12 protein-coding genes are annotated in these 16,903 nt (G+C 68.0%); 10 read left to right on the top strand and 2 right to left on the bottom strand.

The genetic code is table 11. The annotated features are described in order from the left end of the window. Nucleotides 1–5: 5 nt before the first annotated feature. On the bottom strand, nt 6–2,501 hold the full coding sequence (locus NZU74_01845) for a DNA translocase FtsK (GenBank protein MCS6880051.1): 2,496 nt from the start codon (nt 2,499–2,501) through the stop codon (nt 6–8). Between the two features lie 572 nt (nt 2,502–3,073). Here NZU74_01845 and NZU74_01850 point away from each other — a divergent pair. The 3 genes from NZU74_01850 (at nt 3,074) to NZU74_01860 (ending at nt 5,544) form a co-directional block, all read left to right on the top strand. Next, a complete protein-coding gene (locus NZU74_01850; GenBank protein ID MCS6880052.1) occupies nt 3,074–3,436 on the top strand; it encodes a DUF2089 domain-containing protein in 363 nt (120 codons plus the stop codon). A gap of 56 nt (nt 3,437–3,492) precedes the next feature. Then, nucleotides 3,493–3,855, top strand: coding sequence for a hypothetical protein (locus NZU74_01855; GenBank protein ID MCS6880053.1), 363 nt, complete (start codon nt 3,493–3,495; stop codon nt 3,853–3,855). A gap of 81 nt (nt 3,856–3,936) precedes the next feature. After that, nucleotides 3,937–5,544: a hypothetical protein gene (locus NZU74_01860; protein ID MCS6880054.1), complete on the top strand. Its 1,608-nt coding sequence runs from the start codon at nt 3,937–3,939 to the stop codon at nt 5,542–5,544. Between the two features lie 187 nt (nt 5,545–5,731). On the opposite strand, the gene NZU74_01865 is transcribed toward NZU74_01860, so the two are convergent. Further along, nucleotides 5,732–7,075 (bottom strand): MFS transporter, encoded by a 1,344-nt coding sequence (locus NZU74_01865; protein MCS6880055.1) that lies wholly within the window; start codon nt 7,073–7,075, stop codon nt 5,732–5,734. Nucleotides 7,076–7,444: 369 nt separating this feature from the next. Here NZU74_01865 and NZU74_01870 point away from each other — a divergent pair, with 369 nt between their 5' ends. From NZU74_01870 to NZU74_01900, 7 genes are all read left to right on the top strand, one after another. After that, the gene (locus tag NZU74_01870; protein MCS6880056.1) at nt 7,445–7,987 is read left to right on the top strand and encodes a CvpA family protein; all 543 of its coding nucleotides are present in this window, start codon (nt 7,445–7,447) and stop codon (nt 7,985–7,987) included. Nucleotides 7,988–8,051: 64 nt separating this feature from the next. Continuing rightward, complete coding sequence (locus tag NZU74_01875; GenBank protein MCS6880057.1) at nt 8,052–10,505, top strand: endonuclease MutS2; 2,454 nt, start codon at nt 8,052–8,054, stop codon at nt 10,503–10,505. A 31-nt stretch (nt 10,506–10,536) separates the two neighbouring features. Then, on the top strand, nt 10,537–11,136 hold the full coding sequence (locus NZU74_01880) for a LysM peptidoglycan-binding domain-containing protein (protein ID MCS6880058.1): 600 nt from the start codon (nt 10,537–10,539) through the stop codon (nt 11,134–11,136). Nucleotides 11,137–11,333: 197 nt separating this feature from the next. Then, a complete protein-coding gene (locus NZU74_01885; protein ID MCS6880059.1) occupies nt 11,334–12,005 on the top strand; it encodes an alpha/beta hydrolase-fold protein in 672 nt (223 codons plus the stop codon). 5 nt (nt 12,006–12,010) lie between these two features. Further along, entirely contained in the window at nt 12,011–13,135 is a 1,125-nt protein-coding gene (locus NZU74_01890) for a DegT/DnrJ/EryC1/StrS family aminotransferase (protein ID MCS6880060.1), read from the top strand. Nucleotides 13,136–13,217: 82 nt separating this feature from the next. Continuing rightward, nucleotides 13,218–13,931 (top strand): protein DA1, encoded by a 714-nt coding sequence (locus tag NZU74_01895; GenBank protein ID MCS6880061.1) that lies wholly within the window; start codon nt 13,218–13,220, stop codon nt 13,929–13,931. Nucleotides 13,932–14,084: 153 nt separating this feature from the next. Beyond that, the gene (locus NZU74_01900; protein ID MCS6880062.1) at nt 14,085–16,742 is read left to right on the top strand and encodes a UvrD-helicase domain-containing protein; all 2,658 of its coding nucleotides are present in this window, start codon (nt 14,085–14,087) and stop codon (nt 16,740–16,742) included. Nucleotides 16,743–16,903 lie beyond the last annotated feature (161 nt).

Below are 16,903 nucleotides of genomic sequence, written 5' to 3' on the forward strand. Positions count from 1 at the left end.
TCCGCTCACTCCTCATCGGGCGTAGCGGCGCCGGGGGGCGGGTTGCCGGGCTGGAGCACCTCGCGCGAGCGCCCGCCCTCGGCGGGGCCGACGATGCCCTGCTGTTCGAGCAGATCGATCAACTGGGCGGCCTTGCTGTAGCCAATGCGCAGGCGGCGTTGCAGCAGCGAGGCTGAGGCGCGCCGGTGCTGGCGCACCAGGTCAATCGCCTGGGGAAGCAGGGCGTCCTGCTCGTCGGCGCTGAGGAACTCGGCGGGAGGCTTGAACGCCTCGTCGCCGCCGGGAGCGGCAGGCGCGGCGGGCGCAGCGGGGGCTGTTCCCGGCGCGGCAGGGCGCGGGCCGGGCAGCGTCCCGCTGAAGGGCGGCCCGTTGACGCCGAGACTGCCGCCGGGCTTCGTTGCATCAGTTTCGGGCGGCGTGGCCTTGCGCCAGAACTCGACGATGCGCTCCACCTCGCGGTCGGACACGAAGGTGCCCTGGATGCGCACCAGTTTGGCCGAGTCGGCGGCCATGTAGAGCATATCGCCGCGCCCGAGGAGCATATCCGCGCCGGGGCCGTCAAGGATGACCCGGCTATCCACCTGCGAGGTCACCGCGAAGGCGATGCGTGAAGGGAAATTGGCCTTGATCAGGCCGGTGATCACGTCCACCGAGGGACGCTGGGTGGCGATGATCAGGTGGATGCCGGTGGCGCGGGCCATCTGCGCCAGGCGGCAGATGTAGGTCTCGGCCTCATCGGGGGCCAGCATCATCAGGTCGGCCAGTTCGTCAATGACGATGAGAATGTAGGGCATCGGCTCCAGGTCGGAGCGTTTGCGGGCCAGTTGCTTGAAGCCCTCCAGATTGCGCACCCCGTGGCGGGCGAAGATCTTGTAGCGGCGCTCCATTTCGCGGACGGCCCACTTGAGGGTAGGCACCACCCGTTCCAGTTCCGTCACCACCGGGGCCAGCAGGTGGGGAATGTGGTTGTAGACGGTCAACTCGACCATCTTCGGGTCAACCAGGATCAGCTTCAACTCATCGGGGGTATGCTTGAGCAACAGCCCGCAGAGAAAGGCGTTGATCGCCACCGACTTGCCCGACCCGGTGGCGCCGGCCACCAGCAGGTGCGGCATGCGGGTCATATCGGCGACGACAGGATTGCCGCTGATGTCCTTGCCCAGGGGCAGCTTCAGGCGCCCGCGGCTGGTCTCGAACTCTTCGCTATCCACCACCTCGCGCAGGCGCACCACGGCAATCGAGGAGTTGGGGATCTCGATCCCCACCGCCGACTTGCCGGGAATGGGCGCCTCGATGCGAATGGAAGGGGCCGCCAGAGCCAGGGCCAGGTCCTTCTCCAGGGCGGTGATCTTGCTCACCTTTACCCCCACCGCCGGCTGCACCTCGAACTGGGTCACCGCGGGGCCGGGGTTGACATTGACCACCTGAGCCTCGACCTTGAAACTGGCGAGGGTGTCCTCAATGGTGCGCGAGAGGCGGCGGATCTCATTGTCGCCGATGCGGCTCTCGGGGACGAGCGGGTCGAGCAGGTCGAGGCCGGGCAGGGGCCAGGCGCGGTAGACCGGAGCGACATCGAAACCCTCCAGGGCCTCCTGGACGATCTCACGGGGTGGCGTGGCAACACCTGCGGGGGCGGCGGGAGGGTCGCACGCGGGAGGAGGCGGCGCGGGCGGGGGGGCCTGGGCCGCGGGAGACGGCGGCGCTTTGGCCGCTGCGGGCGCGGGCGGCTCGCCGGGGCGCTGGAAGAGGCTGGCCCGCGTGGGCCGCGCGGCGATGGGCGTAGGCACAATATCATCATCGTCGCCCTGGGGCGGCGGGGTGAAGGGCAGATCGGCGTCGGCCAGGGCGGGGCGGGGCGCGTCGCGTCCGGCGGCGGAACGGCGCGGCGCGCTCCACAGCACCTCCCAGAAGGCGCCGAGGCGGGCGTACATTCCTCCCAGCAACTCGCGCAGGGTCAGGTCAAAGGTCAGGAGCACCCCGGCCAGGCCGAGCACCAGGCTCACCAGCACCGCCGCCGGGCGCCCGATGCCGCGGTCAAGCCCCTCGACAATCCAGAAGCCGAACCAGCCTCCGCCCTCGTGGCCGCGCTCGACCAGGGCGCGGGCGTGGGCCGGAAACTCCAGCAGCGCCAGCACGGCCAGGACGATCATCCCGATGCCGGCGAAGGTGGCTCCGCTGAGTCTGGCGTCGTGGAACTGCTCCTGGATGAGAATCGCCAGCCCCAGCAGGCCCAGAGTCACCGGCACCACGATCGCCCCATTGCCGAAGGCCCGGCGCACCGTCTCGACATACAGCGCTCCCACCCCGCCCGCCACGCCGGTAACGAAAAAAATGATCGTCACCGCGGCCACGGTGATCAGCGTCAGGGCGAACAGGTCGCGCTGGTGTTCCGGTCGCAGGCTGATGAGGGGCTTCGGCGCAACCCGCGCTCCCCGGCGCCCGGTGCGCCCCTTGCCTGCCGGCGCCCGGCTGCGTGACCCCTTGTTGCTGCCCTTTGCCATGGTTTCGCTGCGCGGCCTTGCCGGGGCGAAGATCTCTCGCCCTGCCACCGGGAGGACCGGGATGTTTCTGAAAGGGCGAACCTCTCCTGGACCCTCTCCGCAGAGAACGAGGGCGTCCTGACGCTGATTATAGCACATCTGCGCGAGAGGGGGCGACCCTGAGCGCCCGCGCCCTCGCTGAGGGTGTGAGCCTCCCCCGCGACTTCACGCAAGCCTAAAAAAGTCGCCAATCCCATTGACAATTTTTGAAAAAACTCATAAAATAACCCAATGAATGGCAATTTGAGCCGAATAAAATGGTGATAATAATCAAATTGTAAAGAAGGAGGCATACCTGTAGAGGTATAGAGGCAAAGCCCAGACCGTCAAGGCGATGTGCAACGCGCCTTGCCATTCCGCTACACCTCCACACCTCCACACCTCCACACCTCCACACCTCCACACCTCCACACCTCCACACCTCCACACCTCCACACGACCCGTCGGCAGAACCGTGGAGGTGCAGAGGCCAGACCGTCAAGCTCGTTTGAAGCGCGCCTACGGATTTCTCTCGGCTGGAACAGGAGCAAGCGATGCACCGTCTTATCACGCGTGATCCGGTAAGCGGCGGCGAACTGATCGTCACGCGCCTGGAGTGCCCGCAGAGCGGGATCGTCATCGAGGGGCAGTTCGGCCTGGGGTGGATCGGCCGCCTCAGTCCGGAACAACTCGATTTCGTCGAGCGCATGGTCAAGAATCGCGGCAACATCCAGAAGCTCGCCAGCGAGCTGGACATCGCCTACAACACTGCCCGCGCCCGCCTCGACGAGATCGTCGCCGCCCTGGGCGGCGCGCCGGAAAGCGATGGGCGCGCCGATCGTCGCCAGATCCTCGACCGCCTCGCCGCCCGCGAGATCAGCGTCGAGGAGGCGATGAAGCTGTTGAAGGGCGCGTAGGGCTGAAGCATTGGCTACGCCAACGCTTCGGCCCTACGCTGGGATGGATACACCCTATGTTGACCAGTGACGAGCGTGAACGCATCCTGAAGTTGCTTGAAGCGGGCCAGATCTCGGCCGACGAGGCGGCCCAGTTGCTCGACGCCCTGGCCGGGGACGCTCGCACCGCCGGGCGCGTCCAGTCGCGCCTGGTGCGCATCCGGGTGAGCGATCTGCATACCGGTCGTCTCAAGGCCAATGTCACCGTCCCTGTAGGGCTGGTGAATGTCGGTCTGCGCCTGGGCGCGCGGCTGGCGCCGCAGTTCCACGGCTCGGCCCTCGAAGATCTCCTGCAAGCGATGCAACGCTGCGGCCCCGGGCGGCTGCTGGAGTGGCAGGATCTCGAGGAGGGCGAGCGCGTCGAGCTGCTGGTGGAGTAGAGCACTGAGGCGCTGAGGCGCTGAGGCACTGAAATCTTTTCGAGAAACGCTACAGGTGTTTCCCTCCAGAGGAGCGTATCAATGACCGAACAGCGTTTTCCCGCTGGCCCCGAACCCCGCGTGCGGATCGGCGCGGTTCAGGGCGATCTGCGGGTCGAAGCCTGGGACGAGGACGCCATCCTGGTGCGGGCCGTCGCGCCAGGGGAAGTGTATCAGGAAAACGATGAAGTGGTGATTGACCGCGCTGGCGATCTGCTGATCCGCGCCCCCGCCCGCGCCGCCATCACCCTCGATGTCTGCGACGGCGACGCAACCTTCACCGGGGTGCGGCGGGCCGTCATGACCCGCGTGCACGGCGATCTGCGCCTTACGGCGCTTCATACGGCGCAGGTGGAACAGGTGGGCGGCGACGCGCGCGTCGCCGGTCTGGGCGAACGTTTCAGCGCCGCCAGCATCGGCGGCGATCTGCGGGTGAGCGCCGCCGCTGAAGCGACGGTCGCCGTGGGCAGCGTCAGCGGCGACCTGGAGATTGACGGCGCCCTGGGCGCGCTCCAGGCGGGCCAGGTGGGCGGTGACGCCGACCTCGACGGCCCCTGCGCCCGGGTGGACCTGGGCAACATCGGCGGCGATCTGCGCCTGGTCCAGGTCAATGCACTGCGAGCCGGTTCGGTGGGCGGCGATCTGGAGATCGAACGGGCTCGCGGCCAGGTCGAGATCGGCAACGTCGGCGGCGACGCCGACCTGGCCTCCCTCGAAGGCACGCTGACTCTCGCCAATGTCGGCGGCGATCTCTCCCTGCGCGCCAGCTTCGCTCCGACCAACCGCACCCGCACCCTCGTGGGCGGCGACGCCCGGGTGACCCTGCTCGGCGAGCCGGACCTTACCCTGACCGCCGTGGTGGGGGGCGACATTCGCGGAGTCGCGGTGGGCGAAGGGGATGGGCGCAAGCGCCTCAATCTACGCTACGGCGCCGGGGCCGCCAGCCTCGATCTCACCGTCAGCGGCGATCTGCGTATTGACGCCTCTCGACCCGCCAGCCGCAGCGCGCGCGTCGAGGCCGGCGTTGGCGCAGAGTTTGAACGCGACTGGGCCGCGCTCGGACGCGAGCTGGGCGAACTGGGCCGCGAACTGGGGCGCATCGGCGGCCAGATCGGGGCCGAGATCGCCGCCGCCCTCTCCCGCGAAGGGGCGATTGGCGGCGCGTCCTGGGCCGAGGATCTCGCGCGCGAGGTTGAAGCTAAAGCCCGTGAGTTGCAGCGGCGGGCCGAGCAACACGCCCGCGTCATGGAAGAACGCGCCCGGCGCGCCGAGGAAAAGGCCCGCGTGCGGGTCAAAATCAACGAGCGTGAGTGGCAATTCGATCCTCAGCGCCTTGAGCGCATTAAGGAACAGGCCCGCCGCGCCGCCGCCGAAGGGCTGGCCGGGGCTCTCGAAGCAGTCGAGCGCGCCCTCAGCCGTATGCGCGTGCCGCCCGACGCTCCTCCGCCCCCGCCCGGCGCCCCGCCTCCGCCTGGCGCGCCTCCGCCCCCGCCCCCGCCCGCCACGGGTCAGACAATTCGCATCGAGACGCCGCCGGCGCCTCCCGGGCCCGACAACATCGAGCGCGAGCGCGAAGCCATTTTGCGCATGGTTGCCGAGGGCCGGATCTCGCCCGAGGAGGGCGACCTGTTGCTGGAAGCCCTTGGATGAGCGTCGGGGCGTCGGAGAACCTCGGCGTCTCGGCACTGATGTGATCGCTTCCGAGAAAGCCCCGAACTCCAGATATGGCGTTCGTTGTGGCGGTGTAGCCGCTACGGCGAACGCCATGTCGCCATCGGGGACGGCCCGGCTGCCATCGAACCCTTTCCCTGAAGCGAATGTCGCGCCGCTCTTCACCTCACAGGGTTTTCCAGAAGACCGCCGCCATTACCGCGCGCCCCAGACTGGTGAGGGCGAAGAGACAGGCCAGGCCGGCCAGGGTGATCGGCCCAAGGCTGAAGTGGGCATCGGCGAGCAGCGTGGCCAGCGCGCCGCCAAGCAACCCGGCCACCAGCGTTCCCAGGCCGGTCGCGGCGCTATAGGCGGCCAGCGCCGCTCCGCGGCAGTCGGCGGGCGCGCGTTCCATCAACACATTCGCCAGCCCCTGGTTCAACCCCGGCCAGAACACTCCGGAGAAGATCGCTGTTAGCCACAGCGGCGTTATGTTGGTTGGCGTCGAGAGTACCCAGCCCCAGGGGAGGGGCACGGTGCCGAGCACACAGGCGACCAGCACCACCCGATAGCCGCAGCGGTCCTGTAGCCGTCCGACCAGCGGCCCGAAGACCAGGGATACGGCGCTGGTGACGATGGCAGTAAGGCTCAGGGTGGCAAAGCTCAGCTTGAGCGTGTTCAGCCCATAGGCGCTGAAGAAGGGTATGGCAATGCCTGTGACGAGCGCCCACCCCGTTCCGGCGAGCATAAAATGGCGAAAGCCGCGATCGCGCAGGGGCGCGCCGAACAGCGCCGCGGGGTTAACGCGGGCCGCGGGCCGCAGAGGCGGCTCGGGCTGGCGGGCAATCAGCGCTGCGGCCACCACTGCCGACAGGACCGCCACGCCGAAGATTACCGCATATCCCGGCGCCTCGTGGCCCCGGGCGCGGAAGACGTCGAGGGTCCACCCGGCAAAAAAGGTGGCGGCCATGGCCGCCAGCGCCGCCACGGTGTTACGCACTCCAAAGTAGGCCCCGCGTCGCTGTGGCGGCGCCAGATCGCTCATCCAGCTCATCCAGGCGTTGGCGGCGATGCCGTTGAAGGCGTAGGAACAGGCCAGCCCTGCAAAAAAGATTGCCAGGTGCGCCCCCTGCAGAAAGCTGAGGAAGGGCAGCGCCAGCAGCAGCGCCCAGATCAAGCGCCCTGCCAGCGCGCCATACAGCACCAGCGCCCGCCGGGTGCCCGTCCGCTCCTCCAGATAGGCCCCGACGAACTGAAACACCTGGCCAATGAAGGGCAGCGCGCCCATCAGGCCGAGCTGGAAACTATTTGCGCCCAGCAGTAAGGCATAGCCGGTGAGAAAGACGCTGCCGCCGATCGCGCCGGTGATCGTAATGTGAACGTTGGCGATCGCTCCTTCGAGGATCGAGATGCGCATCCCGCGGCGCACCTCCGCAGGCGACAGGGGCGCGAGCGTGGGAACGGCGCCGGTGGCCGGCCGGGTGGCGGCAGTGGCGTGCGCAACAGGGCGCGTGGAGGTTGTCGTGCCCATCGCTGGTTCTGACTCCTCTTCAACGAAATGCGGCGCCCGGATGCGCCGCCTGCGCCTATCCTACCCTGGATAGTTGATTAGTCAAATGTCGTGAGACTGATAGCTGGCTGATGTGAAAATAGCCGATAGCCAATAACAGATAGCCGATAGTCTGCTGCCGGTGTTTTCATCCCGACGTTGCGGGCGTTGGCGCGCGCCCACGGGCAGGGGGAGGGGGAAACCCGGTTTCCCCATTCCTCTCCGCCGCGCCTCAGGGAAGCCGGCGTGCGCCGGAAACTCCACGGTAGTAGATGGGGCCTATGCTATAATCCAATAACGTACCCGCCGGGAGGCGATAGGTGCACCTTGAGGAGGACCGGCGTGAATCTGATGGATATTCTGCTGATTCTGCTCTTCTTCGGCACGCTGGCAACCGGCTTTTTCCAGGGCGCCATTCGCCTGCTGGTGCTGATGCTGGCATTCTACCTGTCCCTGGTGCTGGCGAGTCTGTACTATCCGGCCCTGGGCGAGTTTTTTGTGCGCAACTTCGACGCCGACCGCTTCGTCGGCCAGTACCTGGCCTTTTTCCTGGTGCTGTTCTTCAGTTTTGTCCTGCTCGCCATCGCCGGATTGTACACTTTTCGCTACGTGCGCCTGGCGGGGAGCCTGGAGTATATTGATCGCATTCTTGGCACCATTCTCGGCCTGTTTTTTGGCGCGCTGGTGGTAGGCATCGTCGCGTCGCTCCTCTGGAACTTGATGATCCTCCGCGGAGGACGCAATATTGACCTGCCGCTGTTTCGTCTCCTGGGTAACAGTGTTGCCAACTCCTTCATCTTGCAGTATTTTTCCGCTGTCGTGCTCCCCCTGGCGTACAACTTCCTCGATCCCATTCTTCCCGAAGGCGCGGATATTGTCTTCGCGGTGCAATAAATCGAAGGATGGAAGACTTGTGGGAGCAACCTGGAGGGTTGCTCCCACAACGTGAACAATTCAGATGACCATTGCTGAACAGACCATCATCACCCTGGAATTTCCCAAAATCCTGGCGCAACTGGCCCGCTACACGGCCTTCTCGGCCTCGCGCGAACTGGCCCTGGCTCTGCGCCCGTCCACCGAGGTTGCTGAGGTGGAGCGCGCGCTGGCGTTGACCGGCGAGGCGCGGGCGCTCCTCGAAGAGTTGCCCGATCTATCCATCGGTGCGATGCGCGACATCCGCCGCGCCGCCCAGCATACCGCCCGCGGCGGGGTGATTGACGGCCCCAGTTTGCTGGAGGTGGCCGGGTCGGTGGCGGCGGCGCGCGCTCTGCGCGCCCGGTTGCTCAAGCTCGACCCGGAACGCTTCCCCCTGTTGATCGAGCAGGCCGGGGCCATGCCCGTGCTGCCTCCACTCGAAACGGCGATTGAACGCGCCATCGGCGACGATGGGCAGGTGCTCGACGCCGCCAGTCCCCGCCTCGCCGAACTGCGGCGCGAGGTGCGCCTCGCCTTCGCCCGTCTGCAGGAAAAGCTGCACCATCTCATCACCTCCAGCGCCTATGCCGGCGCCCTGCAAGAGCCGATTATCACCGTGCGCAACGGGCGCTACGTCGTGCCTGTCAAGGCCAGCCACCGCAGGGACGTCCGCGGCCTGGTGCACGACCAGTCAAGTAGCGGGGCCACGCTCTACATCGAGCCGATGGCGGTGGTGGAACTCAACAACCGCTGGCGCGAGTTGCAGGCCGCCGAGGAGGAGGAGGTGCAACGCATCCTCGCCGCCCTCTCCGACCAGGTGGGCGCGGCCGCTCCGCAATTGATCGCCACGGTTGAAGCGATGGCGGCGATCGATCTGGCTTTCGCCAGGGCGCGTTACGCCGCCGATCTGCGCGCCGTGGCGCCCTCCATCAGCCCATCGCTGGCGCCGCTTGCCCCCGGCAGCGGCTCCGAGGCCGCTCCGCTGCTGCTTACCGAGGCCCGCCATCCCTTGCTCGACCCGGCGACGGTCGTGCCGATCACCCTCTGGCTGGGAGGCGAGTTCCGTATTCTGCTCATCACCGGCCCCAATACCGGCGGCAAAACTGTGGCCCTCAAGACTACCGGCCTGCTCGCGTTAATGGCCCAGGCCGGCCTGCACATCCCCGCTGCGGCGCCCTCGCGCCTGCCGGTCTTTGCCCACATCTTCGCCGACATCGGCGACGAGCAGAGCATCGAGCAGAGCCTCTCCACCTTCTCTTCACACATGCGCAACATCGTGCACCTGCTGCGCGCCCTGGAAGCCGAGGAAGCGGAGAGCGCACAGATGGGGGCGGAGCGCCGCCCGGCCCTGGTGCTGCTCGACGAACTCGGCGCGGGCACCGACCCGGTTGAGGGGTCGGCGCTGGCCCGCGCGATTATCGAACGCCTGCTTGAGCTAGGCGTGCTCGCCGTGGCCACAACGCACTACGCCGAGCTGAAAGCGTTCGCCTACGCTACCCCCGGCGTGCAGAACGCCTCGGTCGAGTTCGATGTGGAGACCCTCGCGCCCACCTACCACCTCAGCATCGGCCTGCCCGGGCGCTCCAATGCTCTGGCGATCGCCACCCGTCTGGGGCTTGATGCGGAGCTGGTAGAGCGAGCGCGGGCGATGATCGATCGCAAAGACGCCCAGGTAGAGGATCTGCTCGCCGGCATTCACCGCGAGCGCGAAGCCGCCGACGCCGCGCTGCGCCGCGCCGAGGAGTTGCGCGAGGACGCTGAGAAGTACCGTGACCGGCTGGAGCAGGAGTGGCGCGCCTTCAACGAGCGCCGCGAGGCTGAAGCCGAAGCCGCGCGCCAGGAACTGGAGGCGGAACTGCGCGAGACGCGCCTGTTGCTCAAGCGCCTGCGCGACGATTTTCGCAGCGTCTCCCTTTCGCGCGAGTGGCTGGAGCAGGCCGAACAGCGTCTCGCCGCCGCCGCGGAGCAGGTCAAACGGGCCGCGGCGCGGCCTGCCGGCGCGCCGGCGCGGCCTGCCACCCAGGCCCCGCGACCCCTGCAACCCGGCGATACGGTGCTGGTGCGCTCGGTGGGCCTCAAGGGCGAGATTGTCAGCATTGACCCTGACGATGGCACAGCGCAGGTGCAGGTGGGCGGCTTTCGCATGAACGTAGATCTGAAGGATCTCACGCGGGAGAAAGGCGCTCCCGAGGCCGCCCTGCGCCGCGAGTATCGCGCCGAGCGCGACGTCTCGCTGCCTCCCGCCCCCGACGTCTCGATGACCTTTGACATGCGCGGCTACCGCGCCCACGAGGTCGCCGACCGCCTTGATCGCTATCTGAACGACGCCTACCTGGCCGGGTTGCACCAGGTGCGCCTGGTCCACGGCAAAGGAACGGGCGCCCTGCGACAGGTGGTGCGCGACGTGCTGCAACGCCATCCCCTGGTGGCCTCGTTCAGCAGCGGCGGCAGCGATGGCGGCGATGGGGTGACCGTGGCGACTCTGGTGGAGCGGTGATCGCGGACAGACGTGGTACAATACCTCCACTATGCCCGAACCGCTCGTCTACCTGCTCCTTATCGTCGCTCTCGTGCTGCCGGCGCCGGGCGTCATACTGCTGCGCGTGCTTGGGTCCCGCATCGGCCAGCGGCGGGTCATTATCAGCGCGGCGGTGATTTTCGCCTCCGCCATTCTCAGCGCGCTCATTCTTGCCCGCAGCGAGGTGCGTGTGTTGCGTATCGGCAGCTACAGCGTATTACTTCCGGGGACGCAACCCTTCGATGTGGCCGTGCTCATTCCCCCGGAAGAACCGGCAGTTCCCCCTCCGGTCGCGCCGACGGATACGCTGCGCCCCGGCCCTGCGCCCGCGCCCACTGCCACGCCAGAACCAACCGCCACACGCGAAGCCACCGCGACGGTCGCGCCCACAGCCACGCCGGAACCCACCGCCACCCTTGAGCCGACGGCCACTCCCGCGCCGCCTCCGGCGCCTGCTGCCGGTCGGCGCTATGTCGTGCAGGCGGGCGACACCTTTCGCGCCATTGCCGAACGCTTTGGCGTCTCCGTACCCGATCTGTTGCGGGCCAACAATCTTACGCCTGAACAGGCCGATAACCTCCGCGTGGGTCAGGAGCTGGTGATACCATAAGGGTAATTTGATGATCGTCATGCCTGGTTATGCGGAGGTGTCGAGGTGTAGAGGTATGGGATAGGGCGCACCCGCTTACCGTCTGGTCCAGCTCCGACACCTCCACACCTCGACACCTCCACAACTCTACAGACCCATGGGGCGACCGTCGAACGAACTACGTCCTGAAACGTATCTCCACCCACAGGGGAGCAATTGTGTCCACCGCCATCAAAACCATCGAACGCAAGCCACGGGTCGTCAGCGAGGCGCCGGCGCCGCTTCTGCTGCTCCTGCATGGCTATGGCGCCAATGAGTACGACCTGTTCGACCTGGCTGACTTTGTAGACCCGCGCTTTCACGTGGTCAGCGCCCGCGCGCCCCTGGCGCTGCCGTGGGGCGGCTTCGCCTGGTACCACCTCAGCGGTGCGCCGGGCCGGCTCATACCCGACCCGCAGACCCGCGCCCAGGCAGCCGACCTGGTAGAGCGCTTCGTCGAGACCCTGCCCGAGAAGATCGGCGCCGATCCGCGGCGCACCTATATTCTCGGCTTCAGCCAGGGCGCGGTTATGAGTTTCGCTGTCGCGGTGCGCCGCCCGGAGCTGGTCGCCGGCCTGATTCCCATCAGCGGCTACCTCGACCCGGCGCTGCTGCCTCCCGGCGGGGTACAGGGCCTTGAACGCATGCCCATTCTGCACATGCACGGAACCTACGACGACATCATCCCTGTTGAAGCCGCCCATATGACCCGCGACATGCTCCGCCTTAGCGGAGCGCGTTACACTTATCACGAGTATCCCATCGGGCACGGCATCCATCCAGAGGGGCTGCAGCTTGTCCAGCGGTGGCTCGCTGAGCGCCTGGCCGAGCCGGTGGAGAGAGGAGCCTGAATCCTATGAGCGCCAGGCTTCGGGTGCCCTTTGGCGATCTGGCCCGGCAGGCAGCGGAACTTGATGTCGAGTTGACTGACGCGCTGGCGCGCGTGGCCCGGAGCGGCTGGTACATCCTTGGCAACGAAGTCGCCGCCTTCGAGGCCGAGTTTGCAGCTTTTTGCGGCGCCGAGGCATGCGTCGGGGTGGCCAGCGGCGCCGAGGCCCTCTATCTGGCCCTCACTGCCCTTGATGTCGGCCCCGGTGACGAAGTAATCACCGTCGCCAACGCCTGCGTCTATCAGGTCGCGGCGATTGTGCAGACCGGCGCGCGTCCGGTGTTTGTGGACATTGACCCGGCGACCCACACGCTCGACCCGAGGTTGCTGGAGGCGGCGATCACCCCGCGGACCCGGGTGGTGTTGCCGGTGCATCTCTACGGGCGTACCGCCGATATGGCGGCGATCTGGTCCATCGCGCGCCTCTACGATCTCCAGGTGGTCGAAGACGCCGCGCAGGCCCACGGCGCCCGCTATCGCGGCCCCGAGGCCGGCGCCATAGTCGGCGGCGGCGCGAGCGCGATCTGCTGCTTTAGCTTTTATCCTTCCAAGAACCTCGGCGCGCTGGGTGACGGCGGGGCCCTGACGACCGGCGACCCTGACCTGGCGGCCCGCCTGCGGCGTTTACGCATGTATGGCTGGGGGGAAAAGTATATCGCGGTCGAAGCCAGCGGGCGCAACTCGCGCCTCGATGAACTGCAGGCCGCCGTGCTGCGGGTGAAGTTGCGCCGGCTGGCGGCGTGGAACCAGGCGCGTCGCGAGCGGGCGGCGTGGTACCGTGAGTTGCTCGCCGACATGCCATTGCAACTGCCTGCCGACGATCCCGGTCACGTCTATCACCTCTTCGTGGTGGAGTGCGATAGCCGCGATGCCCTGCGCCGCCATCTGCTCGAAGCCGGGATTGGCTGTGACGTGCACTATCCCGTGCCGGCTCACATGCAGCCGGCCTACGCCGCGCTCGGCCATCGCCAGGGCGCGCTCCCCCACACCGAGCGCGCCGCGACGCGCGTGCTCTCCCTGCCGCTCTTCCCTGAGTTGACCCGCGCCGAGGTGGAAGAGGTGGCCCGGACGGTGCGGGCCTTCTTTGGATAACATGAGCGATGTGGGAGGGCCTGGCCCTCCCACATCATCCCCATCAGGCAGAAATGAGGGCCTGGCCCTCCCAAACCCTCCGATGGCTGGTAATAGTGGCAATCCAGGCGATCGCTGCGCCGCCTGCGGCGAGTTGCTCAGCGGCACATACTATGCGCTGGTCGATCGTCCCGAGCGCTACTGCGCGCGCTGCATTGCTACCCGCCCCCGTTGCGCCGCTTGCGGCGCGCCCCTTGGCGAACAGTACTGGCGCCTCCACGATGGGCGCCTCCACTGCCCCGCCTGCCACCAGGTTGCGATCTATGACCCCGACGTGGCCCGCGCGGTGTTTGACGAAACTGTTGCGGCTGTTGCGACCCATCTTGGCATGACCCTCAACGTCGGCGTTGCCTTTCGTCTGGTGGACGCGCCTGCCCTCGCCGCCCTTCGCGCTGAGGGCGAGATTCCCGTGCCCGAGGGCGAACACACGCTTGGTCTGTACCAGCGCCGCGGGCACGTTCGGGTAATCTACGTGCTCTACGGTCTGCCGCGCCTGACCTTCCGCACCACCGTGGCCCACGAGTACGCCCACGCCTGGCAGGCTGAACGCTGCCCGCTCCTGCGCGACCAGGAGTTGCGCGAGGGGCACGCTGAGTGGGTGGCCTACCACTACCTGCTCGTGCTCGGTTGCACCCGCGCCGCCGAACGGATGCTCGCCGCTCAGCACCCCTACCGCCCGGCTCTGGAACGAGTGCTCGCCCTGGAGCGACAACTGGGCGTGCGAGGGGTGATTGCGTATATGACGCGCGCAGAGTAAGTGACTCTCGGACAACCTGGCAGGGGTATGGGGAAACCGGGTTTCCCCGTGCCTCTCCGACCGCCCTGGAGGCGAAGGTCCTCACCTTCCCCCCTCGCTGCGCTCGGCGCGGGGGAGGGTGAGGACCCGCCCGCCTATGTTCAGATTCACACAATGGATCTCACCCCCGAACAACGCGCCGCTATCGAACACGACGGGCACCTCGTCGTCACCGCCGGGGCCGGCAGCGGCAAGACCCGCGTCCTCGTCGAGCGTTACCTCCGGCTGCTTGATGCTGTTGGCGACCCCGATCCCTTCGGCGCCATCCTGGCCGTTACCTTCACCGAAAAGGCGGCCCGCGAAATGCGCGAACGGGTGCGTCTGGCCCTGGAGCAACGCGCCAGCGCCAGCGCGCCCGCCGAGCGCGCTCGCCGGGCAGGCCTGGCTGCCGCCGTGGAGGGCGCCCGCATCGGCACCCTCCATAGCTTCTGCGCTACCCTGCTGCGCGCCCATCCCGTCGAGACGGGCCTCGACCCGCGCTTCGCCGTTCTCGATGAGGTGGAGGCCGGTCTCCTGCTCGCCGAGAGTGTGGACGAGGCCCTGCGCGACGCGGTGAACGGACGTGACGCCGGAACGGAAGCGACGCCTGCCGTCCTCCCCGGAGGGTTGGAAGTGCTGCTGGAGGAGTTTGGTCCCGCCGAGGTCCGCGCCGCCCTGATAGACTTGCTGCGCGGCGGTGGCGAGACCCGCGCGGCGCTGCGCGCCCTGCCCTCCGATCCCGCCGCCCTGCTGCGCCGGTGGCATGAACACCTGGCCCTGGCCCGCGCTGAGACCCTCGACGAGTTGTTCGCCAGCGCGCCATGGCGCGAGGCCGCCGCCACTCTCCTGGCCCTGGCCCCCGGCGCCCCTGCCGACGACCGCATCGGCGCCCAGGCGCGGGCTGTGGCCGCCTGGCTCAACAGCCTTGACCCTCAAGCGCCCGACTTCGCCATCCTGGACGCGCTGAACCTTCAGGGCGGCAGCAAACGACTGTGGGGCAACGCCGAAGATCTCGCCAGCGCCAGACGCGCCCTCGGCGCCCTGCGCGAGGCCTACCGCGCCGTGGCCGAGCTCCTGGCATTCGCCCCCGACCCGCGCATCGAGGAGCGCGCCGCCCTGGCCACCCTGGCCCTGCGCGACCTGTTCCAGATTGCCGACGCGCGCTACGCGCAGCGCAAGGCCGCCCTCGACCGCCTCGATTTCGACGACCTGGAGCGCCGCGCCCGCGACCTCCTGGAGCGCCATCCCCATGTCCGGGCGCGCTGGCGGGCCGAACTGCGGGCCGTGCTGGTGGATGAGTTCCAGGACACCAATGACGACCAGCGGGCCATCATCTACGCCCTCGCCGGGCCGTCTGATGACGCCGGGCCGCGGCTCTTTGTCGTGGGAGACGGCAAACAGTCCATCTACCGCTTCCGCGGCGCCGATGTGAGCGTCTTCCGCGAGGTTGAAAGCGATATTCAGCGATGGGGCGGGCGTCGTCTGGCGCTGCGAACCTCGTTTCGCGCCCATGCGACCCTGGTCGAACTGATCAACCGCGTCGGCGAACAACTCTTCTGGCGGCCCCGTCCGCAACGCCCCTTCGAAGTGCCCTACGAACCACTGGCGGCCCATCGGCCCGCGCCAGGCCATGCCATCACCGCTGAATGGCATGTGCTGCCCGACGCTGGCGAGGCTGTTGAGCGCCGCGCGGCCGAGGCCGCGCTCCTGGCCGGGCGCCTGACCGACCTGGTGGCCGGGGCCGCCGGGCCTATCGTCTACGACCCGCAACACGGCTGGCGCCCGCCGGGCTACGGTGACATCGCGCTCCTCTTTCAGGCCTCGACCTCCTTTGAACCCTTCGAGGCCGCGCTGCGCGAAAAGGGCATCCCCTATCTCACCACCGCGGGACAGGGATACTACGGGCGTCAGGAGGTGCTCGATCTGATCCATCTGCTCCGGGCGCTCGACGACCCGGGCGACGAACTGGCCCTGGTGGGCGCGTTGCGTTCGCCGCTCTTCGCCGTAGACGATGGCGCGATCATGGCCCTGAAGCTGAGCGGCGCGGCAAGCCTCTGGGAAGCCTTGCTGGCCGCCGCGGAGGACGGTCTCGCCGATGCCGGGGTGCGCTTCGCCGCCCGGACCCTGGGCGAGTTGCATGCCCTGCGCGGCCGCTCCACGGTGGCGGAACTGCTGCGGGCGGCCCTGGACCGCACCGGCTACCTGGCGATCATCAGCGCCCTGGAGGATGGCGAACGGCGCCGGGCCAACGTCGAGAAGCTCCTGGCCGCAGCGCGTCTCGCCAGCGCGCGGGGACTGCGAGCCTTCAGCGAATACCTGGACCTGCTGCTGCGCGTTGAGGCCCGCGAAGGCGACGCGCCCCTGGAAGCGCAGGGCGCCGTTCGTCTGATGACCGTGCATCGCAGCAAAGGGCTGGAGTTCCCCATCGTCGCCCTGCCCGACCTGGGGCGCGCGCCACCCGCGCCCCGGGAACGCTGGCTGGCGCGGCGGGCCTACGGACTGGCGCTCCAGGTGCGCGATCCGGCCGACGAGCAGCGGCGTCCTGCCGCCTTTGTGCTCGCCCGCCGCGCCGAGCGGCAGTTCGAGCGGGCCGAGCGCGAGCGGCTGCTCTACGTGGCCATGACCCGCGCTCGCGACTACCTGATCCTCAGCGGAGCGGCGCAGTCAAAGAGCGATGATGGCTGGCATGCTGCGCTCGCTGCTGCCCTCGGCTACCCGTGGGAGACTGGCGGGCCGCCCGCCGGGGCCCTCGGGCCGCTCTTGATCGTGCGGCATGATCTGAGCAGTCTATGAACAACGTTTCCTTGCCTTTCTGGCCTCTCCTCTCCCGCGTGCGGGAGAGGGGCAAGGGGTGAGGGTGAAACGGCGCATCCCAACGCCATGAATCACATCTACGCTCATGCGTTCTGTCCGCCCCTAAACCCCTAGCGGGGGAGGGTTGAGGAGAGGGTGGA

The organism is Chloroflexaceae bacterium (assembly GCA_025057155.1).
Classification (GTDB): domain Bacteria; phylum Chloroflexota; class Chloroflexia; order Chloroflexales; family Chloroflexaceae; genus JACAEO01.